The organism is Streptomyces sp. NPDC052042, from assembly GCF_044548345.1.
Lineage (GTDB): Bacteria > Actinomycetota > Actinomycetes > Streptomycetales > Streptomycetaceae > Streptomyces.
In genome coordinates this window covers 130,482-153,688 of the sequence record NZ_JBIUBU010000001.1, presented here as the reverse complement: position 1 = coordinate 153,688, position 23,207 = coordinate 130,482, and the positions used below count along the sequence as shown (strand labels likewise).

Here is a 23,207-nt window from a genome sequence, read left to right as displayed (position 1 = left end):
CCCCCGCGCGGCGGCGACCCGGCCCGGTTGTCAGTGGGGAGTCGTACCGTGGTGTCATGCGGCCCGTTTCGAAGATCGAACGTTCGGTGGCGCCTTTCGAGGTCGTCAGTCCCTATCAGCCCAACGGTGACCAGCCCGCGGCCATCGTCGAGCTGGACCGGCGCATTCGCGCGGGAGAGAAGGACGTCGTCCTGCTCGGCGCGACCGGCACCGGAAAGTCGGCGACCACCGCGTGGATGATCGAGAAACTGCAGCGCCCCACCCTCGTGATGGCGCCGAACAAGACGCTTGCGGCCCAGTTGGCGAACGAGTTCCGTGAGCTCCTGCCCAATAACGCCGTCGAGTACTTCGTCTCGTACTACGACTACTACCAGCCCGAGGCGTACGTCCCCCAGTCGGACACATACATCGAGAAGGACTCCTCGATCAACGAGGAGGTCGAGCGGCTGCGCCACTCCGCGACGAACTCGCTGCTCACCCGGCGCGACGTCGTCGTGGTCGCCTCGGTCTCCTGCATCTACGGTCTCGGTACGCCCCAGGAGTACGTGGACCGGATGGTCCCCCTCGAGGTCGGCGACGAGATCGACCGAGACGAGCTGCTGCGCCGCTTCGTCGAGGTCCAGTACAGCCGCAACGACCTCGCGTTCACCCGGGGCACGTTCCGGGTCCGCGGCGACACCATCGAGATCTTCCCGGTCTACGAGGAGCTCGCGGTCCGCATCGAGATGTTCGGCGACGAGATCGAGGCCCTCTCCACCCTCCACCCGCTCACCGGCGAGGTGATCAGCGAGGACCAGGCCCTCTACATCTTCCCCGCCAGCCACTACGTCGCCGGCCCCGAACGCATGGAGAAGGCGGTCAACGGGATCGAGCGGGAGCTGGAGGAGCGGCTCGCCGAGCTGGAGAAGCAGGGCAAGATGCTGGAGGCCCAGCGCCTGCGGATGCGTACCACGTACGACATCGAGATGCTCCGGCAGATCGGCACCTGCTCCGGCGTCGAGAACTACTCGATGCACTTCGACGACCGCTCGCCCGGAACCGCCCCCAACACCCTCCTCGACTACTTCCCCGAGGACTTCCTCCTCGTCCTCGACGAGTCGCACGTCACCGTGCCGCAGATCGGCGCCATGTACGAGGGCGACGCCTCCCGGAAGCGCACCCTCGTCGACCACGGCTTCCGGCTGCCCTCCGCGCTCGACAACCGCCCGCTGAAGTGGGAGGAATTCCTGAGCCGGATCAACCAGACCGTCTACCTCTCGGCCACCCCCGGGACGTACGAGCTGTCCCGGAGCGACGGCTTCGTGGAGCAGATCATCCGCCCCACCGGCCTCGTCGACCCCGAGGTCGTCGTCAAGCCCACCGAGGGCCAGATCGACGACCTGGTGCACGAGATCCACAAGCGCACCGAGAAGGACGAACGGGTCCTGGTCACCACCCTCACCAAGAAGATGGCCGAGGACCTCACCGACTACTTCCTGGAACTCGGTATCCAGGTCCGCTACCTCCACAGCGACGTCGACACCCTGCGCCGCGTCGAGTTGCTGCGCGAGCTGCGATCCGGCGAGTTCGACGTGCTGGTCGGCATCAACCTGCTGCGCGAGGGCCTTGACCTTCCCGAGGTGTCGCTCGTCGCCATCCTCGACGCGGACAAGCAGGGCTTCCTCCGCTCGGGTACGTCCCTGATCCAGACCATCGGACGCGCCGCCCGCAATGTCTCGGGGCAGGTCCACATGTACGCGGACACGATCACCCCGGCGATGGCCCAGGCCATCGACGAGACCAACCGCCGCCGCGAGAAGCAGATCGCCTACAACACCGAGCACGGCATCGACCCCCAGCCGCTGCGCAAGAAGATCAACGACATCGTCGCGACGATGGCCCGCGAGGAGGTCGACACCGAGCAGCTGCTCGGCACCGGCTACCGCAAGGAGAAGGGCGCCAAGGCCCCCGTTCCGTCACTGGGCGGCACGGCGGCCGGATCCCGGAAGAAGGGGGCCGCCGTGGTCACCGACCGGCCCGCCGCCGAACTCGCCGGAATCATCGAGGAGATGACGGAGCGGATGCGCGCCGCCGCCGCGGATCTGCAGTTCGAGGTGGCGGCCCGGCTGCGCGACGAGATCGGCGAGTTGAAGAAGGAGCTGCGCCAGATGCGGGAGGCGGGCCTCGCTTGAGCGCCAAGCGGTCGATGTGTTGCAGGACCGACACAAAAACGCCTCAAGCGGTCTCGTTGTCAGTGCCACTGCGTAGGGTGCTGAGAAAACCGCGCACGGATGGTTGCGGGGCAAGCCGAGAGGGGACAGCGCGTGACGGTCAATCTGACCAAGGGGCAGGGCATCAGCCTGCAGAAGAGCGACGGGGGGACCCTGACCGCGGTGCGAATGGGGCTCGGCTGGCAGGCGGCACCGCGCCGCGGCCTGTTCGGTTCGCGCACCCGGGAGATCGACCTCGACGCGTCGGCGGTGCTGTTCGCCGACAAGCAGCCGGTCGACGTGGTCTTCTTCCGCCACCTCGTCAGTGACGACGGATCGGTCACGCACACCGGGGACAACCTGGTCGGTGGCGCCGGTTCGGGAGGCGACGACGAGGCGATCCTCGTCGACCTCCAGCGCGTGCCGGTCCACATCGACCAGATCGTCTTCACGGTGAACTCCTTCACCGGCCAGACGTTCCAGGAGGTGCAGAACGCCTTCTGCCGTCTCGTGGACGAGACCAACGGGCAGGAGCTCGCCCGTTACACGCTGGACGGCGGCGGGCAGTACACCGCCCAGATCATGGCGAAGGTGCACCGCTCGGGGAACGGATGGCGGATGACCGCCGTCGGTGCCCCGGCCAACGGCCGTACCTTCCAGGACCTGATGCCGGCGATCCTGCCGCATCTGTAAGCACGGCCGGACCGGCCGGCCGGCAGAGGCACGCGCAGCTCCCGGCGGCAACGGCCGCCGGGAGCTGCACCACGTGATGCCGCTCGGTACCACACCGCACAGCGCAGCAGCAAATCGTCGAGGGGACAGGGCAATGACGGCCGAGCTGGTCCGGGGGCAGAACCACATCCTGCCCCAGACCCGACTGGAGATCCGGGTGTCGGCCGGCACGCCCGTCGTGGCCGGTGCCACGCTCGGTGACGAGAACGGCGCCGTGCGCGGCACCGAGTGGGTCGCCCACCCGGGGGCGCCCCGACTGCCGGGGCTCGAAGTGCCCCGGCAGGCCGCCGCCGGGCACCGGCTCGCCGTGGACCTCGACGCGGTTCCCGCCCAGGCGCACCGCCTCACCGTGCTGCTGGCCCTGCCCACGGGCATCGGCGGCCCGGCCCGCTTCGGCGCGGTGGCCGCACCGTTCGTCGCCGTCACGGGGCTCGACGGCGACGAGATCGCCACCTTCACCCTCACCGGGCTCGACACCGAATCGGCGGTCTCGGCCCTGGAGCTCTACCGGCGCCAGGGTGTTTGGAAGGTCCGCGCCGTCGGCCAGGGCTACGCCGGCGGCCTCGCCGACTTGCTCGCCGACCAGGGCCTGGACCGGGCGGACGAACTCGCCCGCTCGATCCAGGACAACGTCTCCGACGCGATGGCCCGTACCCCCGCACCGCCCCCGCCCCGCTCCCCGGGCGGAGACCGCGTCGGCCACGGCACGCGCCCCGCACCGGCCCCGGACGGCACCCCGCCCCCTGCCGCACCACCCGCGGCCCCCCGGACCGAGCCGCTCACCCAACCCGCCCCGCCGCCGGGCGTCACCATCAACTACACGCACCCGCGCCGTCAGACCTCCGCACCCCCGCCGCCCCCTCCCACCGCCCCGCCCGCCGAGCCCGGCGGCCCGGCCCGGCCCGTCGCGGGGGACGCCACCGGCTGGTCCATGGACGAGCGGCTCTACAACCAGATCTGGGGCATGTTCGAGGACCTGGCCCGGACCACCGCCGCGTACCGCAGCGCCACCGAATTCGCCGAGTCCCGCATGGACCAGGAACTCGAACGGACCCTGTCCGACCCGCGCAACCGGATCGGTGGCGCCGGCGACCGGGCGCGCGAGCAGGCGCGCGCCAAGCGCGACGAACTCGTCTCCCGGGCCAGGGAGGCGTTCGACCGCGACGTCGCGCAGCTCACCGCGGAGTCCGCCGTGGTGGAACCCGCGCTCCCCGCCGCGTACGCGGGATGGGACAACCCCGTCTGGCACGCCCACCGCGTCCCGATGGAGATCCCTATGGCGCTGCGGATCGGCGACCTCCATCTGCCCGAGGCCACCGGACTGCGTGTCCCGCTGCTGGTCAGGCTCCCGCTGGAGCGCGGCATCTGGGTCGACAGCGGTCGTACGGCGTCCGGGGCCGCGGCTCTGACGGACGCCGCCCAACTGCGCCGCCTGGCCATGGAGAACGCGGTCGCGCACGCGGCCCGCCTGCTGGCCGTGTACCCGGCCGACGAGTTCTCCGTGCATGTGATCGACCCCGCGGGTTCCGCGGCCGGACCGCTCGCCCCGCTGATCCGTTCCGGTGTGCTCACCGAACCGCCCGCCGCGGGACACGAGGGAGTCACCGCCGTCCTCGGCAGACTCACCCGGCGCGTCGACCTGGTGCAGATGGCGGTCCGGGCGGGCGCCGCCGACTCGCTGCCGCCGGATGTGGACACCGGCCGGCATCTGCTGATCGTCAACGACTTCCCGCACGGCTTCGACGACCGGGCCGTCAACCAACTGCGCTACCTGGCCGACGAAGGGCCCTCGGTGGGCGTCCACCTGATGATGGTCGCGGACCGCGAGGACACCGCCGCCTACGGACCGGTCCTCGATCCGCTGTGGCGCGCGCTGCTGCGGATCAGCCCGGTGGCCGACGATCACCTGGCCGATCCCTGGGTGGGGCACGCCTGGACCTACGAGCCCCTGAGGGTGCCGCCCGGCAGCCGGGTGCTCGACGACGTACTGGCCAAGGTGGCCGCGGCTCGTCGTACCCGGAGCCGCTGAGCCGGGCCGTCCCGGACGGGTCCTCTTCAGGACTGCCGCACACCATCTCTCACCTGGCCTTTTGGTCAGTCTTTACCTTGCTCTTACCGTCTCTTGGTGGTTCCTGTACTGTTTCTTGGGCGGAGGGGAGTACTCCCACACGCGACGTTCCCGTCAGTACGGACCGTGACCGGTCCCGGGGCGTCGGTCCTGGTGCGCGGTGTGTGTGCCCGGGTGGAGGAGACCTCCGGCAGCGACGACGTCGAATCAGTAGCCGTAGTGAACTGCCGGAGGTGCAGTGGACGTTTCATGGACCCTCTGGGCGCTGACCGTTTTCGGTCTGTCCGCCCTCATCGCCGTCGACTTCTTCATCGGACGCAGGCCGCATGACGTGTCGACGAAGGAGGCCGGAATCTGGACGGTCGTCTGGATCGGGCTGGCCGTTCTCTTCGGACTGGGCCTGTTGGTCTTCGGTGACGGCCGGGCGGCGGGCGAGTTCTTCGCGGGCTTCATCACGGAGAAGTCGCTCAGTGTCGACAACCTGTTCGTCTTCGTTCTGATCATGGCGAAGTTCGCGGTCCCCTCCCACCTCCAGCAGCGGGTGCTGCTCGTCGGCGTGCTGATCGCGCTGGTGCTGCGTGCGATCTTCATCGCCGCGGGTGCCGCCGTCATCACCCACTTCTCGTGGGTGTTCTACATCTTCGGAGCGTTCCTGATCTACACCGCCTGGAAGCTCGTCCAGGAGGCGCGGGCCGACGAGGAAGGGGAGGAGTTCGAGGAGAACCGCCTGCTCAAATCGATCGAGCGTCGCTTCGGGGTCGCCGACCGGTACCACGGCACCAAGCTCTTCATCCGCGACAAGGGCAAGCGAGTCCTGACACCGCTGATGGTCGTCATGCTCGCCATCGGCACCACCGATGTGCTGTTCGCCCTGGACTCCATACCCGCGATCTTCGGTCTGACCCAGGACCCGTACATCGTGTTCACGGCCAACGCCTTCGCCCTGATGGGGCTGCGGCAGCTGTACTTCCTGATCGGCGGACTGCTGAAGAAGCTGGTCCACCTCAGCTACGGGCTCTCGGTCATCCTGGGCTTCATCGGCGTGAAGCTGGTGCTGCACGCGCTGCACGAATCCGGGGCGCACGTCCCCGAGATCTCCATACCGGTCTCGCTCGGCGTCATCTGCGGGATCCTGGTGATCACCACGATCACCAGCCTGATCGCCGAACGGAGGCGCAAGCGGGCCGAGGCGGCCGTAGAACCGGAGGGGGCCGCCGGTGTGGGAGCGGGCCACGGTTCCTGAGAAGGCCCGCCCTCGGCCGCTGTCCCGAGGGGAGTGTGTCGTCCGCCATCGAGGCCGGGCAACGTCGGAGTGCCCCACCCCGTGGGAGGGGCGGGGCACTTCGGAATCGTGCGGGTTCCCGCGCGGGGCCGGTGGGTCCGGCGCGGGCCGAGGGGTGGCCGGCCGGTCGGTGTCACCAGCCGCGGGCGCGCCACTCGGGCAGCCGAGGGCGCTCGACGCCGAGCATGGTGTCATGCCCGTGGCCCGGGTAGACCCAGGTCTCGTCGGGCAGCCGGTCGAAGAGCTTGGTCTCCACATCGTGCAGCAGACTCGCGAAAGCCTTCGGGTCCCGGTGGGTATTGCCGACGCCGCCGGGGAAGAGGCAGTCCCCGGTGAACACATGGGGGGCGCCGTGCGGGTCGTCGTAGACCAGCACGATGGACCCCGGGGTGTGACCGACGAGATGACGAGCCGTCAGTTCGACTCGGCCCACCCGGATGGTGTCGTTGTCGTCCACCAGGACATCGGTCGGGACCGGGATGCCCTCGGCGTCGTACCGGCCGGCGAACGTGCGGGCGCCGGTGGCGGCGACGACCTCGGCGAGCGCCTGCCAGTGGTCGGCATGCCGGTGGGTGGTGACGACGGAGGCGATGCCGTCGTCACCGATCAGCCGCAACAGCGTCCCGGCCTCGTTGGCCGCGTCGATGAGAAGCTGCTCGCCGGTGGCCCGGCAACGCAGCAGGTAGGCGTTGTTGTTCCCCGGGCCGACGGCAACCTTGGAGACCATCAGGTCTGTCAACTCGTGTACGTCCGCAGGACCGCCGACCTTGACCGCTCCGCTGTACGTCATGCGTCTCAGCCTATAGCGGGGGCAGCGCGGGGAGCGGGCCGCCGTCGACGGTCAGCGCTGATCCGTCGCGGCGTCCGCAGAGCCAGCCGAGCAGCTCGCCGGCGGACCCGCGGACCACGACGGGGGCGCCCTCGGCGCCGCCGCCCGTGGACCAGGACCGGCCGTCGTCGGCGACCACCTCGGTGGACACGACGTCGGAGTGCCCGGCGAACCGCTCGGTGAGGAAGTCGATCTCCCGGGTGACGAACTCGTCCGGAAGGTCCTCCAGCTCGTAGCCGATGCCCAGGTCGACGTGGTGCAGTTCGACCTCGACGCGGCGGCGGAAGGGGATCCGGGAGGCCGAGTCCGTCACGCCGTTGCGCAGCGTGACCGTGCGGGACCAGTCGGCCGGGGCCGAGGCGGTGTCCGCGAAACGGGCCGCGCTGTCGGCGAGGTCGGCCAGCTGCTCGGCCTTCGGCCGGGGGGCGCCGCGCTCGATGTCCCGCTCACGGGTTTCGCTGTCTGCGTACATCGGGCGGCCCTGGAGAACATTCACGAGCGCGTCGGCGTTACGTGAGAGGTGCGCGACTACATGGCCGCGGCTCCAGCCCGGCAGGCGCGACGGCCGGGCCAGGTCCTCGTCGTTCAGTTTCCGGGTGGCACTGAGCAGCCGATCGGTCGCTTCACGTACGGCGCGCAGGTCGTGCGCGTGATCAGTCATGGGGCCGAGCGTAGCCCGGCCACTCAATCGGGTGAAGGAGCGGACGGCCGTCCATAAATCGAATGTGCGTGCTATACGCTCGGAGTCGAAAAGCTTCGTACATCGCTGTGGCGCCCCCCATACCCTGGGACAGGGGCTCAGTTCCCCCACTTCTCTCCAAGAAAGGTGCGGACCGGCGTGGTCGACCGTCTCATCGTCCGTGGCGCTCGCGAGCACAATCTCAAGAACGTCTCTCTCGACCTTCCCCGCGACTCGCTCATCGTCTTCACCGGGCTTTCCGGGTCGGGCAAGTCGTCCCTCGCATTCGACACGATCTTCGCCGAGGGCCAGCGGCGCTACGTGGAGTCCCTCTCCTCGTACGCCCGGCAGTTCCTCGGCCAGATGGACAAGCCGGACGTCGATTTCATCGAGGGCCTCTCGCCCGCCGTCTCCATCGACCAGAAGTCGACCTCGCGCAACCCGCGCTCGACGGTCGGCACCATCACCGAGGTGTACGACTACCTCCGGCTGCTGTTCGCCAGGATCGGCAAGCCGCACTGTCCCGAGTGCGGCCGCCCCATCTCCCGGCAGTCGCCGCAGGCCATCGTGGACAAGGTGCTGGGCCTTCCCGAGGGCAGCCGCTTCCAGGTGCTCTCGCCGCTGGTGCGCGAGCGCAAGGGCGAGTTCGTCGATCTCTTCGCCGATCTCCAGACCAAGGGGTACAGCAGGGCCCGGGTCGACGGCGAGACCATCCACCTCGCCGAACCTCCGAAGCTGAAGAAGCAGGAGAAGCACACCATCGAGGTGGTCGTGGACCGCCTCACGGTGAAGGAGAGCGCCAAGCGCCGGCTGACCGACTCGGTCGAGACCGCGCTCGGGCTGTCCGGCGGCATGGTCGTGCTCGACTTCGTCGACCTCCCCGAGAACGACCCCGAGCGTGAGCGGATGTACTCCGAGCACCTCTACTGCCCGTACGACGACCTCTCCTTCGAGGAGCTGGAGCCGCGCTCCTTCTCCTTCAACTCGCCCTTCGGCGCCTGCCCCGACTGCACGGGCATCGGTACGCGGATGGAGGTCGACCCCGAGCTGGTCGTCCCCGACGAGGACAGGACGCTCGACGGGGGCGCGATCCATCCCTGGTCGCACGGCCACACCAAGGAGTACTTCGGCCGCCTGATCGGCGCTCTGGCCAAGGCTCTCGGCTTCCGCACGGACATCCCCTGGGCCGGGCTGCCGCAGCGAGCGAAGAAGGCCCTCCTCTACGGTCACAAGATCCAGACCGAGGTGCGCTACCGCAATCGCTACGGACGGGAGCGCGCGTACACCACGCCCGCGTTCGAGGGGGCGGTGCAGTTCGTCAAGCGGCGGCACTCCGAGGCCGAGAGCGACTCCAGCCGGGAGCGCTTCGAGGGGTACATGCGTGAGGTGCCCTGCCCGACCTGCGGGGGCACCCGCCTCAAGCCGATCGTCCTGGCGGTGACGGTGATGGACAAGTCCATCGCCGAGGTCTCCGCGATGTCGATCAGCGACTGCGCGGACTTCCTGGGCCGGCTGACGTTGAACACCCGGGACAAGAAGATCGCCGAGCGGGTGCTGAAGGAGGTCAACGAGCGACTGCGGTTCCTGGTCGACGTGGGCCTCGACTACCTCTCGCTGAACCGCGCGGCAGGCACCCTGTCCGGCGGCGAGGCCCAGCGCATCCGGCTGGCCACCCAGATCGGCTCCGGTCTGGTCGGCGTTCTGTACGTGCTGGACGAGCCGTCCATCGGCCTGCATCAGCGGGACAACCACCGGCTGATCGAGACCCTGGTCCGCCTCCGTGACATGGGCAACACGCTCATCGTCGTCGAGCACGACGAGGACACCATCAAGGTCGCCGACTGGGTCGTCGACATCGGCCCCGGCGCGGGTGAGCACGGCGGCAAGGTGGTCCACTCCGGATCGCTGAAGGAACTGCTGCGCAACGACGAGTCGATCACCGGCCAGTATCTGAACGGCACGAAGTCGATCTCGACGCCCACCGTCCGGCGCCCCGCCGAGCCGTCCCGCAGCCTCACGGTGCACGGAGCCCGGGAGAACAATCTCCAGGACATCGACGTCTCCTTCCCGCTCGGCGTGCTCACGGCGGTCACGGGCGTCTCCGGGTCGGGGAAGTCGACGCTGGTCAACGACATCCTCTACACGCACCTGGCGCGCGAGCTGAACGGTGCCAAGTCGGTGCCCGGGCGGCACACCCGGGTCGACGGCGACGACCAGGTCGACAAGGTGGTGCACGTCGACCAGTCGCCCATCGGCCGCACGCCCCGGTCCAACCCGGCCACGTACACCGGTGTCTTCGACCACGTCCGCAAGCTGTTCGCGGAGACGATGGAGGCGAAGGTGCGCGGCTATCTGCCGGGCCGCTTCTCCTTCAATGTCAAGGGCGGCCGCTGTGAGAACTGCTCCGGCGACGGCACGATCAAGATCGAGATGAACTTCCTGCCGGACGTGTACGTCCCGTGCGAGGTCTGCCACGGAGCGCGGTACAACCGCGAGACCCTGGAGGTCCACTACAAGGGCAAGTCCATCGCCGAGGTGCTGGACATGCCGATCGAGGAGGGTCTGGAGTTCTTCGAGGCCGTCCCGACCATCGCCCGGCACCTTCGCACGCTCAACGAGGTCGGTCTGGGGTACGTACGCCTCGGCCAGTCCGCACCGACGCTCTCCGGCGGTGAGGCGCAGCGGGTCAAGCTGGCGAGCGAACTGCAGAAGCGCTCCACAGGCCGCACGGTCTACGTCCTGGACGAGCCGACCACGGGTCTGCACTTCGAGGACATCAGCAAGCTCATCAAGGTGCTGTCCGGGCTGGTCGACAAGGGCAACTCGGTGATCGTGATCGAGCACAACCTCGATGTGATCAAGACCGCGGACTGGGTCGTCGACATGGGTCCCGAGGGCGGCAGCGGCGGTGGCCGGGTGGTCGCCGAGGGGACACCGGAGCAGGTCGCCGGAATCCCGGCCAGTCACACCGGCAAGTTCCTCCAGGCCGTCCTGGACCCGGACCGGGTGAGCGAGGCCGCGGTGCCCGCCGCCCGCAAGCCGGTGCGGAAGGTCGCCGCCAAGAAGGCGGTCGCCGCGAAGGCGGCCCCGGCCAGGAAGACGGCCACGGCCCGGACGGGGGCGGGACAGACAGCCAAGTCCACCACGGCCAGGTCCGCGAAGACGGCCGCGGCGAAGAAGCCCGCGGCGAAGAAGACGACCCGCGCACGAGAGGCCTGACGGACAGCTCAGCCGACGCTTACGACCTGCTCCCCAGACGACCGCGCGCAGACGACCCGCGCGCGAGGTCTGACGGCGCGGTCACGGCCGACGGCCCCCGGCGAAGGGGACCGTCGGCCTCGTCGTCGGCTTCGGCACGGCCGCCGAGCCTCCGCAGCGGGCGGTCCCGCCGCTTCCGCGTCGTCGTGGCCGTCGTTCCCGCGGTCGGGGCGGCATCCGTGCCGGCCCCCCGGTCCCCGGCCCTGACCAGGGGAAATCCCTCCGGGGAGGCCCGCGCGTCGGTCGCTGGGTCCTCGCCGGTATCGTCGGTTCTGTCACCGATGGCGCAGATGCCCGCGTACCTCCGGTACCCCCGTGTCCCCGTCGTCGCGACCTCCGCATGATTCCGCCCCTCCGACCAGTGGAGACCGCATGCCCGGCCAGCCCGCCGCCCGCCGTACCGTGCTGAAGGGCGCCGCTCTCGTCGGCGTCGCCGGGCTGGGAGCGGCCGCCTGCTCGACCGAATCGGTGCTCGGCCACGCGGGGCCGCCGACGCCCACCGCCCCCGTCGACCTCGGCGCACCGGAGGAGATCCCGGTCGGCGGATCCAAGCTCTACCGTGAGCAGCGGGTCGTGGTGAGCTGCCCGGCGAAGGGCCAGTACAAGGCGTTCAGCGCCCAGTGCACCCATGGTGGCTGCGTGCTGGACAAGGTCGAGGAGAACGTGGGCAGCTGCCCCTGCCACGGCAGCCACTTCGACACGACGACCGGCACGGCGACGAAGGGCCCGGCGACCGCGCCGCTGCCCGCGGTGCCGGTCAGGGTCGAGGGCGGCAAGCTCGTGGCGGGCCCCGAGGCCTGACCCCGGTCGCCCCCTGCCCGCGCCCGGGCGCCGGCGGCCACCCCCGTTCCCCCACTCCCCGGCCCGGTCGGACAGCGATCGGGCCGGGTCCCGTGCACCGGGCGGGTGCTTCCCGAAACGGCCCGCACCGGGCGAAAGGCCGCGCCCGTGCCGGCCGTACTGTCACTGCCCGCAAGTAGGGTGGGACACATGGCAGACCCCTCCAGCTACCGACCCAAGCCGGGACAGATCCCCGACTCCCCGGGGGTCTACAGGTTCCGCGACGAGCACCGCCGGGTGATCTACGTCGGCAAGGCCAAGAACCTGCGCCAGCGGCTGGCCAACTACTTCCAGGACCTGGCCGCCCTCCATCCGCGTACGCGCACGATGGTCACCACGGCCGCGTCGGTGGAATGGACCGTCGTCTCCACGGAGGTCGAGGCCCTCCAGCTGGAGTACTCCTGGATCAAGGAGTACGACCCGCGGTTCAACGTCAAGTACCGCGACGACAAGAGCTACCCGTACCTCGCGGTCACGCTCGACGAGGAGTTCCCGCGCGTCCAGGTCATGCGCGGGGCCAAGAAGAAGGGCGTGCGCTACTTCGGCCCCTACGGGCACGCCTGGGCGATCCGCGAGACGGTCGACCTGATGCTCCGGGTCTTCCCCGTGCGCACCTGCTCCGCCGGGGTCTTCAAGAACGCGGCCAGGACCGGCCGCCCGTGCCTCCTCGGCTACATCGGCAAGTGCTCGGCCCCCTGCGTCGGCCGGGTCACCCCCGAGGAGCACCGCGAACTCGCGGACGGTTTCTGCGACTTCATGGCGGGCCGGACCGGCACGTACATCCGCCGCTTGGAGAAGGACATGATGGCGGCGGCCGAGGAGATGGAGTACGAACGGGCGGCACGGCTCCGCGACGACGTCGAGGCACTGAAGCGCGCCATGGAGAAGAGCGCCGTCGTTCTCGCCGACGCCACCGACGCCGACCTGATCGCGGTCGCCGAGGACGAGCTCGAAGCCGCCGTCCAGATCTTCCATGTGCGCGGAGGCCGGGTGCGCGGGCAGCGCGGCTGGGTCACCGACAGGGTGGAGAACGTCGACATCTCGGGTCTGGTCGAGCACGCCCTGCAACAGCTGTACGGCGAGGAGACGGGCGACGCCGTCCCCAAGGAGGTCCTCGTCCCGGCCCTGCCCGAGGACCCGGACGCCGTCTCCCAGTGGCTCGCCGCCCGCCGCGGCTCCCAGGTCAGCCTGCGTATCCCGCAGCGCGGCGACAAGAAGGACCTGATGGCGACGGTCCAGCGCAACGCCCAGCAGGCCCTGGCCCTGCACAAGACCAAGCGCGCCTCCGATCTGACGACCCGCTCCCGCGCCCTGGAGGAGATCGCCGAGGCCCTCGGCCTCGACTCCGCCCCGCTGCGCATCGAGTGCTACGACGTCTCGCACCTCCAGGGCGACGACGTGGTCGCGTCCATGGTCGTCTTCGAGGACGGGCTGGCCCGCAAGAGCGAGTACCGTCGGTTCCAGATCAAGGGATTCGAGGGCCAGGACGACGTCCGGTCGATGCACGAGGTGGTCGGCCGCCGCTTCAAGCGGTACCTCCAGGAGAAGGAGCGGACGGGGGAGTGGGCGGAGGCATCCGCCCCGGCGGACCCCACCACGTCCCCGAGCGGCCTCGCCCCGGACGATCCCGCCCTGACCGATCCCGCTCCGACCGATCCCGTCCCGGACGGCCTTCCGGTGGCGGCCGGGACCGGTGGTCCCCTCCCGGACGGCGGGACCGACGCGGCCGGTGAGCTCCGCGAGGACGACGGCCGTCCCAAACGGTTCGCCTACCCGCCCCAGCTCGTCGTGGTCGACGGCGGCCGGCCCCAGGTCGCGGCGGCCAGACGGGCCCTCGACGAACTGGGCATCGACGACATCGCCGTATGCGGCCTCGCCAAGCGGCTCGAAGAGGTCTGGCTGCCGGACGACGACGACCCCGTCGTCCTGCCCCGGTCGAGCGAGGGCCTCTACCTCCTCCAACGGGTGCGCGACGAGGCCCACCGGTTCGCGATCACGTACCAGCGCGCCAAGCGGGCCAAACGCATCCGCTCCGGCCCACTGGACGCCGTGGTCGGCCTCGGGGAGACCAGGAAGCAGGCGCTGATCAAGCATTTCGGCTCAGTGAAGAAACTGAGGCAGGCGACAATCGACGAGATCTGCGCGGTCCCGGGGATAGGTCGCCGGACGGCGGAGTCGGTGGCCGTCGCCCTGGCCTCGACGGCCCCGGCCGCACCTGCCGTGAACACGGCGACCGGAGAGATCATCGAAGAGAACGACGGGGGCAGTACGACATGACCGAGCACGAACACACCACCGAATCCGAACGCCGGACCGAGCACGACGGCACCGACCGAACAGACGGAGCAGGACACGTGAGCACGGGCAGCACGAACGACAACGGCGACGGGAACGCGGCCATCCCCGAGCTGGTCATCATCTCCGGGATGTCGGGCGCCGGGCGCAGTACCGCGGCCAAGTGTCTGGAGGACCTCGGCTGGTTCGTCGTCGACAACCTGCCGCCCGCCCTGATCCCCACCATGGTCGAGCTGGGCGCCCGCTCCCAGGGCAACGTGGCGCGCATCGCCGTCGTCGTCGATGTGCGGGGCCGCCGGTTCTTCGACAACCTCCGCGATTCCCTCGCCGATCTGGACGCGCGGCACGTCACCCGCCGGATCGTCTTCCTGGAGTCCTCCGACGACGCACTGGTCCGCCGGTTCGAGTCGGTCCGCCGGCCGCACCCCCTCCAGGGCGACGGGCGGATCGTCGACGGCATCGCCGCCGAGCGCGATCTGCTGCGCGAGCTGCGCGGCGACGCCGACCTGGTGATCGACACCTCCAGCCTCAACGTGCACGAGCTGCGCGCCAAGATGGACGCCCAGTTCGCCGGCGAGGAGGAGCCGGAGCTGCGCGCCACGGTGATGTCGTTCGGCTACAAGTACGGCCTTCCGGTCGACGCCGACCTGGTGGTCGACTGCCGCTTCCTGCCCAACCCGCACTGGGTCCCCGAACTGCGCCCGTTCACCGGGCTCAACGAGGAGGTCTCCGCCTACGTCTTCGACCAGCCCGGCGCCAAGGAGTTCCTCAACCAGTACACGGAACTGCTCCATCTCGTCGCCGCCGGGTACCGCCGCGAGGGCAAGCGGTACGTGACGATCGCCGTCGGCTGCACGGGCGGGAAGCACCGCTCGGTCGCCATGTCCGAGAAGCTCGCGGCCAGGCTCGCGTCCGAAGGGGTCGAGACCGTTCTGGTGCACCGGGACATGGGGCGCGAGTGACCAGCCGCAACCAGCGCCTGCGCCGGCTGCGCAGAGCCACCTCCGCGCTGTCCGGCCGCAAACGCGGTACCCAGCCCAAGGTCGTCGCGCTCGGCGGCGGCCAGGGGCTGTCCGCTTCGCTGGCGGCACTCCGCCGGATCACCGGCGACCTCACGGCGGTGGTCACCGTCGCCGACGACGGCGGCTCCAGCGGTCGGCTCCGCGAGGAGCTCGGCGTACTGCCGCCCGGCGACCTGCGCAAGGCGCTGGCCGCCCTGTGCGGTGACGACGAATGGGGCCAGACCTGGGCCCGGGTCATCCAGCACCGCTTCCAGTCCAAGGGCGACCTGCACGAGCACGCGGTCGGCAATCTGCTGATCGTCGCCCTGTGGGAACAGCTCGGCGACCATGTCCAGGCCCTGGACCTGGTCGGCAAGCTGCTCGGGGCACATGGCCGGGTGCTGCCCATGTCCGCCGTCCCGCTGGAGCTCCAGGCGTTCGTACGGGGACACGACCCGGCCCGCCCGGACGACGTGGACACCGTGCGCGGTCAGGCCACGGTGGCGCTGACCCCGGGCGAGGTGCAGTCCGTCCACGTCGTCCCGCAGGACCCGCCGGCCGTCCCCGAGGCGGTCGCCGCCGTCCTGGACGCCGACTGGGTGGTGCTCGGTCCGGGGTCCTGGTTCTCCTCCGTGATCCCGCACCTGCTCGTCCCGGAACTGCTCGAAGCACTGGTCGAGACGAAGGCCCGCAAGGTCCTCTCGCTCAATCTCGCGCCGCAACCCGGCGAAACTGATGGCTTCTCTCCGCAGCGTCATTTGGAGGTTTTGGGACGACACGCCCCTAAACTCGCCATGGACGTGGTACTGGCCGACGAAGCTGCCGTGCCCGATCGCGAGTCCCTCGTCGATGCCGCCAAGCGGCTCGGCGCAGCGGTCGAGCTGGCGCCGGTGGCCTCACCCGACGGCGTTCCGATCCATGATCCGGAGCTGTTGGCCGCCGCGTACGACCGTATTTTTCGGATGCATGGAAGGATCGGCCCATGGCGATGACGCCGGCGGTGAAGGACGAAGTCTCCAGGCTTCCCGTGACCCGGACCTGCTGCAGGAAGGCGGAGGTCTCGTCGATTCTTCGGTTCGCGGGCGGGCTGCACCTGGTGAGCGGCCGGATTGTGATCGAGGCGGAGCTGGACACCGCGATGGCCGCGCGCCGGCTGAAGCGCGACATCCTCGAGATCTTCGGTCACAGCTCGGAGCTGATCGTGATGGCCCCCGGTGGGCTTCGCCGCGGCTCCCGCTACGTCGTGCGCGTCGTGGCGGGCGGCGATCAGCTGGCCCGCCAGACCGGTCTGGTGGACGGCCGCGGCCGTCCCATCCGCGGACTGCCCCCGCAGGTGGTCTCCGGGGCCACCTGCGACGCCGAGGCCGCCTGGCGCGGGGCCTTCCTGGCGCACGGTTCGCTCACCGAACCAGGCCGCTCCTCCTCCCTGGAGGTGACATGTCCGGGACCGGAGGCGGCGCTCGCCCTGGTCGGCGCGGCGCGCAGGCTCTCCATCGCGGCGAAGGCCCGCGAGGTGCGGGGGGTGGACCGGGTCGTCGTCCGCGACGGGGATGCGATCGGCGCCCTGCTCACCCGGCTCGGCGCCCATGAGTCGGTGCTGGCCTGGGAAGAGCGGAGGATGCGCCGCGAGGTCCGCGCCACCGCCAACCGGCTCGCCAACTTCGACGACGCCAACCTGCGCCGTTCCGCGCGGGCGGCGGTCGCCGCGGGCGCCCGGGTGGGGCGCGCGCTGGAGATCCTCGGGGAGGACGTTCCCGATCATCTCGCCGCGGCCGGCCGGCTGCGCATGGAGCACAAGCAGGCGTCCCTGGAGGAGCTGGGCGCGCTCGCCGACCCGCCGCTGACCAAGGACGCGGTCGCCGGCCGCATCCGCCGACTGCTGGCGATGGCCGACAAGCGGGCCCAGGAACTGGGCATCCCCGGTACGGAGTCCACTCTCAGTGACGAACTCGCCGACGGTCTCGTGGGATGACCTGACTATCGCTTCGTGAGGTGAGCCGAAAGGCAAGAAACCGGCTGAATGCGGAACGTGCGCTACACGTACGTGTGTTGACGCTCTGTGATCGCCCGCCCGGTGAGCGGCCATGTCTCCGGAGGCCCGTACTCCTACCGAGGAGTACGGGCCTCCGCGGCTCTGCCCGGGCCCGTTCGATGTCACTCCCCGCCCCTCGGAGAGGTAGGGTCGGAGGCGGTCGGGGACATCCATATACAACTCGCCGGTTCCTAGGAATTCGGCGTACCTGACGAGGAGATCGGTTCGTGACGATCCGCGTAGGCATCAACGGCTTTGGCCGCATCGGTCGTAACTACTTCCGCGCGCTGCTGAAGCAGGGTGCGGACATTGAGATCGTGGCTGTCAACGACCTGGGTGACACTGCGACCACGGCCCACCTTCTGAAGTACGACACCATTCTGGGTCGTCTGGATGCCGAGGTCAGCCACACCGCCGACAGCATCACCGTCGACGGTCACACCATCAAAGTCCTCTCCGAGCGCAATCCTGCCGACATCCCCTGGGGCGAGCTGGGCGTCGACATCGTCGTCGAGTCGACCGGCATCTTCACCAAGAAGGCGGACGCCGAGAAGCACATCGCCGGTGGCGCCAAGAAGGTCCTCATCTCGGCTCCGGCCAAGGGCGAGGACATCACGATCGTGATGGGCGTCAACGAGGACAAGTACGACGCGGCCAACCACCACGTCATCTCCAACGCCTCCTGCACCACCAACTGCGTGGCGCCGATGGCGAAGGTCCTGGACGAGAGCTTCGGCATCGTCAAGGGCCTGATGACGACGGTCCACGCGTACACGAACGACCAGCGCATCCTGGACTTCCCGCACTCCGACCTGCGCCGCGCCCGCGCCGCCGCGCAGAACATCATCCCGACGACCACCGGCGCCGCCAAGGCGACCGCCCTGGTGCTCCCTCAGCTCAAGGGCAAGCTCGACGGTCTCGCGATGCGTGTCCCCGTCCCGACCGGTTCGGTCACCGACCTCGTGGTCACTCTGGAGCGCGAGGTGACCCGCGACGAGGTCAACGCCGCTTTCCAGAAGGCCTCCGAGGAAGGCCCGCTGAAGGGCCGGCTGTTCTACACCGAGGACCCGATCGTTTCTTCGGACATCGTGTCGGACCCGGCGTCCTGCACCTTCGACTCCCTGCTGACCATGGCGGAGGGCTCGCAGGTCAAGATCATCGGCTGGTACGACAACGAGTGGGGCTACTCCAACCGCCTCGTCGACCTGACGGTCTTCGTCGGCAGCCGTCTCTGACCGTCGAGTCGGCAGGCACCACGATGTGAGTATGGGGCCCGAACGGCGCAGCGTCGCGCCGTTCGGGCCCCGACGCACGTTCTCTCGTCCTCCCAAGGAGTCCAGCAGGAATGAAGACGATCGACGAACTCCTCTCCGAAGGGGTCACCGGCAAGCGCGTATTCGTCCGCGCCGACCTCAACGTGCCGCTGAGCGGCACCACCATCACCGACGACGGGCGCATCCGCGCCGTCGCGCCGACCGTGGAGAAGCTCGTCGCGGCCGGGGCGCGGATCGTCGTCGCCTCGCACCTGGGCCGCCCGAAGGGCGCCCCCGACCCGGCGTTCTCCCTGGCTCCCGCCGCAGCCCGGCTCGGCGAGATCATCGGCGCCGACGTGGCCTTCGCGACCGACACGGTCGGCGAGTCCGCACGGGCCGCGGTCGCCGCGCTCACCGACGGCCGCGTCGCCGTCCTGGAGAACCTCCGCTTCAATCCCGGCGAGACGTCCAAGGACGACGCCGAGCGCGGCGAGTTCGCCGACCGGCTCGCCGAACTCGCCGATGTGTATGTGGGGGACGGCTTCGGCGCCGTGCACCGCAAGCACGCCTCGGTCTTCGACCTCCCCGCCCGGCTGCCGCACGCCGCCGGCGACCTGATCGCCACCGAGGTCGGCGTCCTGAAGAAGCTCACCGAGAAGGTCGAGCGCCCGTACGCCGTCGTGCTCGGCGGGTCCAAGGTCTCCGACAAGCTCGGTGTCATCGACCACCTGCTGGAGCGCGCCGACCGTATCCTCATCGGCGGCGGCATGGCGTACACCTTCCTCAAGGCCCAGGGGCACGAGGTCGGCAGCTCCCTCCTCCAGGAGGAGCAGATCCCGGTGGTGCTGGAGTACCTGAAGCGCGCCGAGGACAAGGGCGTGGAGTTCGTGCTGCCCGTGGACGTCGTCGTCTCCGAGCAGTTCCCCGACCTCGGGGCCAAGGCCCCGACCGAGCACCGCACGGTGCCGGCGGACGCCATCCCGGCCGGTTTCATGGGCCTCGACAACGGCCCCGAGACCAACAGGCTGTACGCCTCGAAGCTCGCCGATGCGGCCACCGTCTTCTGGAACGGTCCCATGGGCGTCTTCGAGCACCCCGACTACGCCGAGGGCACCCGGGCCGTGGCCCAGGCCCTCGCCGACTCCTCGGGCTTCAGCGTGGTCGGCGGTGGCGATTCCGCCGCGGCCGTCCGCACCCTGGGCTTCGACGAAAACGCATTCGGACACATCTCGACCGGTGGCGGCGCCAGCCTCGAATATCTTGAGGGCAAGACGCTTCCCGGCCTCGCCGCTCTGGAGGACTGACCTCTCATGACCACCCGCACCCCGCTGATGGCGGGCAACTGGAAGATGAACCTCAACCACCTGGAGGCCATCGCCCACGTCCAGAAGCTCGCCTTCTCCCTGTCCGACAAGGACTACGACGCCGTCGAGGTCGCCGTCCTGACGCCCTTCACCGACCTGCGCTCCGTGCAGACCCTGGTCGACGGCGACAAGCTGCGGATCAAGTACGGCGCCCAGGACATCTCGGCGCACGACTCCGGCGCGTACACCGGTGAGATCTCCGGCCCGATGCTCGCCAAGCTGAAGTGCACCTATGTCGCCGTCGGGCACAGCGAGCGCCGCCAGTACCACGGCGAGACCGACGAGATCTGCAACGGCAAGGTGAAGGCCGCCTACAAGCACGGCCTGACCCCGATCCTCTGCGTCGGCGAGGAACTGGCCGTCCGCGAGGCGGGTGACCACGTCCCGCACACGCTCGCCCAGGTCGAGGGCGGCCTCAAGGACCTGCCCGCCGAGCAGGCCGAGTCGATCGTGATCGCGTACGAGCCGGTCTGGGCGATCGGCACCGGCAAGGTCTGCGGCGCCGACGACGCCCAGGAGGTCTGCGCGGCGATCCGCGGCCGCCTCGCCGAGCTGTACTCCCAGGACGTGGCCGACAGGATCCGCATCCAGTACGGCGGCTCCGTGAAGTCCGGGAACGTCGCCGAGATCATGGAGAAGCCCGACGTGGACGGCGCGCTGGTCGGCGGTGCCTCGCTCGACGCCGACGAGTTCGTCAAGATCGTCCGCTTCCGCGACCAGTGAGTATGCGGTAGCGCGGATCCGTCGTACCCTTGCGGGGGCCGGGAAGGGCTCAGCCACCCGGCCCCCGTTGCTCGCAATGCAGTCCACATGCAGTCCAGAGGACTCCGGAAAGTTAGGGACCAGCCGTGATTTTGGGGTTCGAGATCGCCCTGATCGTCTTCAGCCTGCTGCTGATGCTGCTGGTGCTGATGCACAAGGGAAAGGGCGGGGGTCTCTCCGACATGTTCGGCGGTGGCATGCAGTCGTCCGTGGGTGGTTCCTCGGTCGCGGAGCGCAACCTCGACCGGATCACGGTGGTTGTGGGGCTGCTCTGGTTCGCGTGCATCGTCGTGCTGGGCCTGCTGATCAAGCTGGACAGCTGACGCATCGTGGGCGAATGCCGGTGAGGGTGTAACTCCTTTCACTGGACGCGCGTTGGGCCTTACGTAGACTGGGGCATCTTCGAGCACCATCACGCAGGGGAGTTACGACCGTGGCAAGTGGCAACGCGATCCGGGGGAGCCGGGTCGGGGCGGGGCCGATGGGGGAGGCCGAGCGGGGCGAGTCCGCACCGCGTCTCCGCATCTCCTTCTGGTGCTCGAACGGGCACGAGACGCAGCCGAGCTTCGCCAGTGACGCGCAGGTACCCGAGACGTGGGACTGCCCGCGCTGTGGTTTCCCGGCCGGCCAGGACCGGGACTGCCCGCCCGATCCGCCGCGGACCGAGCCGTACAAGACGCACCTCGCGTACGTGCGCGAGCGGCGCAGCGACGCGGACGGCGAGGCCATCCTCGCCGAGGCCCTGGCGAAACTCCGGGGCGAGATCTAGCGCCGCGACCGGCACCGTCCGCCCGTCGGCCGCCGGTTACGGCACCGAACCACCGGCCGGGTACCCGAGAGGGGCCCGGCCGTAGTGCGTCCACCGGTGCCGCACCTCGTGGTCGCCTCGTCGGCCCCTGCGATCAATTAGGTTGAGGAACCGGCGGGGCATCTGCAAACACGAGAAGAAGTGGGCTGACATCCGGTATGAACACACCGAACCGAACCCGTCTCAACCAGACCCCCGAGTGGGCGGCTCTGGGCAAGCACCGTGAGCAGCTCGGGGACACCCACCTGCGGCAGCTCTTCGCCGACGATCCGCAGCGTGGCACCCGATACGCCCTTCGGGTCGGCGACCTGTACATCGACTACTCCAAGCACCTGATCGACGACACGGCGCTGCGGCTCCTGCGCGACCTCGCCGCCGCCACCGGAGTGGCGGAGCTGCGGGCCGCGATGTTCCGCGGCGAGAAGATCAACACCACCGAGGACCGCGCCGTCCTGCACACCGCGCTGCGTGCCCCGCGCGACGCGGTGATCGAGGTCGACGGCGAGAACGTGGTACCGGACGTGCACGCCGTGCTCGACAAGATGGGGGCCTTCTCCGACCGCGTCCGGTCGGGGGAGTGGACCGGTCACACCGGCAAGCGCATCAGGAACGTCGTCAACGTCGGCATCGGCGGCTCCGACCTCGGCCCCGCCATGGCCCACGAGGCGCTGCGCTCCTTCACCGACCGCTCGCTCACCGTCCGCTTCGTGTCCAACGTCGACGGCGCCGACCTCCACGAGGCGGTGTGCGATCTCGACCCCGCCGAGACGCTCTTCGTCATCGCGTCGAAGACCTTCACCACGATCGAGACCATCACCAACGCGACCTCCGCCCGCGACTGGCTGCTGACCGGTCTGAACGCCGGTCAGGAAGCGGTCGCCAAGCACTTCGTGGCGCTCTCCACCAACGCCGCGAAGGTCGCGGAGTTCGGCATCGACACCGCGAACATGTTCGAGTTCTGGGACTGGGTCGGCGGCCGCTACTCGTACGACTCCGCCATCGGCCTCTCCCTGATGATCGGGATCGGCCCGGACCGGTTCCGCGAGATGCTCGACGGCTTCCACCACATCGACGAGCACTTCCGCACCGCCCCCGCCGAGGCCAACGCCCCGCTGCTGATGGGCCTGTTGGGCGTCTGGTACGGGGCCTTCTTCGACGCCCAGTCGCATGCCGTGCTGCCGTACAGCCACTATCTGTCCAAGTTCACCGCGTACTTGCAGCAGTTGGACATGGAGTCCAACGGCAAGTCCGTGGACCGGGACGGCCGCCTTGTCGACTGGCAGACCGGACCGGTCGTCTGGGGCACCCCCGGCACCAACGGGCAGCACGCCTACTACCAGCTCATCCACCAGGGCACCAAGGTCATCCCGGCCGACTTCATCGGCTTCGCCGAGCCGGTCGAGGACCTGCCGCCCGGTCTGGCGGCCCAGCACGATCCGCTGATGGCCAACTTCTTCGCCCAGACCCAGGCACTGGCCTTCGGCAAGACGCCGGACGAGGTCCGCGCCGAGGGCGTCGCCGAGGAACTCGTGCCGCACAAGACGTTCAAGGGCAACCACCCGACGACGACCATCCTCGCCGACCGGCTGACACCGTCCGTCCTCGGCCAGCTCATCGCGCTGTACGAGCACAAGGTCTTCGTCCAGGGCGCCGTCTGGAACATCGACTCCTTCGACCAGTGGGGCGTCGAACTCGGAAAGGTCCTCGCCAAGAGGATCGGGCCGGTGCTCACCGACGGCAGCGGCGGCGAGGGGCTGGACGGCTCCACCGCGGCCCTGGTCGGGGCGTACCGTGCCCGCAGGGGGCGTTGAACCG

General features: G+C 69.7%; 18 protein-coding genes. 16 read left to right on the top strand and 2 right to left on the bottom strand.

Annotation, left to right across the window (positions count from 1 at the left end):
• The first annotated feature begins 56 nt into the window (after window positions 1–56).
• From uvrB to ACIHCL_RS00665, 4 genes are all read left to right on the top strand, one after another.
• Window positions 57–2,171 (top strand): excinuclease ABC subunit UvrB, encoded by a 2,115-nt coding sequence (gene uvrB, locus ACIHCL_RS00680; RefSeq protein WP_399855247.1) that lies wholly within the window; start codon window positions 57–59, stop codon window positions 2,169–2,171.
• Between the two features lie 132 nt (window positions 2,172–2,303).
• Window positions 2,304–2,882, top strand: coding sequence for a TerD family protein (locus ACIHCL_RS00675; protein WP_399855244.1), 579 nt, complete (start codon window positions 2,304–2,306; stop codon window positions 2,880–2,882).
• 133 nt (window positions 2,883–3,015) lie between these two features.
• Entirely contained in the window at window positions 3,016–4,950 is a 1,935-nt protein-coding gene (locus ACIHCL_RS00670; protein WP_399855241.1) for a TerD family protein, read from the top strand.
• Window positions 4,951–5,227: 277 nt separating this feature from the next.
• Window positions 5,228–6,232 carry a TerC family protein gene (locus tag ACIHCL_RS00665; protein ID WP_399855239.1) on the top strand — a complete coding sequence of 335 codons (1,005 nt, stop codon included), beginning with the start codon at window positions 5,228–5,230 and terminating at the stop codon, window positions 6,230–6,232.
• A gap of 172 nt (window positions 6,233–6,404) precedes the next feature.
• Here ACIHCL_RS00665 and ACIHCL_RS00660 read toward each other — a convergent pair whose 3' ends face one another.
• Entirely contained in the window at window positions 6,405–7,061 is a 657-nt protein-coding gene (locus ACIHCL_RS00660; protein WP_399855236.1) for an MBL fold metallo-hydrolase, read from the bottom strand.
• Between the two features lie 10 nt (window positions 7,062–7,071).
• Complete coding sequence (locus tag ACIHCL_RS00655) at window positions 7,072–7,761, bottom strand: maleylpyruvate isomerase family mycothiol-dependent enzyme (RefSeq protein WP_399855234.1); 690 nt, start codon at window positions 7,759–7,761, stop codon at window positions 7,072–7,074.
• Between the two features lie 177 nt (window positions 7,762–7,938).
• On the opposite strand from ACIHCL_RS00655, the gene uvrA reads away from it, so the two are divergent.
• From uvrA to pgi, 12 genes are all read left to right on the top strand, one after another.
• A complete protein-coding gene (gene uvrA, locus ACIHCL_RS00650) occupies window positions 7,939–10,998 on the top strand; it encodes an excinuclease ABC subunit UvrA (protein ID WP_399855232.1) in 3,060 nt (1,019 codons plus the stop codon).
• Between the two features lie 411 nt (window positions 10,999–11,409).
• A complete protein-coding gene (locus tag ACIHCL_RS00645) occupies window positions 11,410–11,838 on the top strand; it encodes a Rieske (2Fe-2S) protein (protein ID WP_399855229.1) in 429 nt (142 codons plus the stop codon).
• 189 nt (window positions 11,839–12,027) lie between these two features.
• A complete protein-coding gene (gene uvrC / locus ACIHCL_RS00640; RefSeq protein ID WP_399855226.1) occupies window positions 12,028–14,154 on the top strand; it encodes an excinuclease ABC subunit UvrC in 2,127 nt (708 codons plus the stop codon).
• Entirely contained in the window at window positions 14,151–15,134 is a 984-nt protein-coding gene (gene rapZ / locus ACIHCL_RS00635) for an RNase adapter RapZ (RefSeq protein ID WP_399855223.1), read from the top strand. Before uvrC ends, rapZ begins: the two co-directional genes overlap by 4 nt.
• The gene (yvcK, locus tag ACIHCL_RS00630) at window positions 15,131–16,165 is read left to right on the top strand and encodes a uridine diphosphate-N-acetylglucosamine-binding protein YvcK (protein ID WP_399855220.1); all 1,035 of its coding nucleotides are present in this window, start codon (window positions 15,131–15,133) and stop codon (window positions 16,163–16,165) included. The genes rapZ and yvcK overlap by 4 nt, the downstream gene beginning before the upstream one ends.
• Window positions 16,156–17,145 (top strand): DNA-binding protein WhiA, encoded by a 990-nt coding sequence (whiA, locus tag ACIHCL_RS00625; RefSeq protein ID WP_399855217.1) that lies wholly within the window; start codon window positions 16,156–16,158, stop codon window positions 17,143–17,145. The genes yvcK and whiA overlap by 10 nt, the downstream gene beginning before the upstream one ends.
• Window positions 17,146–17,432: 287 nt before the next feature.
• A complete protein-coding gene (gene gap / locus ACIHCL_RS00620; RefSeq protein ID WP_399855214.1) occupies window positions 17,433–18,440 on the top strand; it encodes a type I glyceraldehyde-3-phosphate dehydrogenase in 1,008 nt (335 codons plus the stop codon).
• A gap of 110 nt (window positions 18,441–18,550) precedes the next feature.
• Window positions 18,551–19,762 carry a phosphoglycerate kinase gene (locus ACIHCL_RS00615; RefSeq protein WP_399855211.1) on the top strand — a complete coding sequence of 404 codons (1,212 nt, stop codon included), beginning with the start codon at window positions 18,551–18,553 and terminating at the stop codon, window positions 19,760–19,762.
• Window positions 19,763–19,768: 6 nt separating this feature from the next.
• The gene (gene tpiA / locus ACIHCL_RS00610) at window positions 19,769–20,545 is read left to right on the top strand and encodes a triose-phosphate isomerase (protein ID WP_399855209.1); all 777 of its coding nucleotides are present in this window, start codon (window positions 19,769–19,771) and stop codon (window positions 20,543–20,545) included.
• A gap of 125 nt (window positions 20,546–20,670) precedes the next feature.
• Complete coding sequence (secG, locus tag ACIHCL_RS00605) at window positions 20,671–20,907, top strand: preprotein translocase subunit SecG (RefSeq protein ID WP_351524541.1); 237 nt, start codon at window positions 20,671–20,673, stop codon at window positions 20,905–20,907.
• 110 nt (window positions 20,908–21,017) lie between these two features.
• Window positions 21,018–21,353, top strand: coding sequence for an RNA polymerase-binding protein RbpA (locus ACIHCL_RS00600; protein ID WP_073788610.1), 336 nt, complete (start codon window positions 21,018–21,020; stop codon window positions 21,351–21,353).
• Window positions 21,354–21,550: 197 nt separating this feature from the next.
• Complete coding sequence (gene pgi / locus ACIHCL_RS00595; protein ID WP_399855204.1) at window positions 21,551–23,203, top strand: glucose-6-phosphate isomerase; 1,653 nt, start codon at window positions 21,551–21,553, stop codon at window positions 23,201–23,203.
• Window positions 23,204–23,207 lie beyond the last annotated feature (4 nt).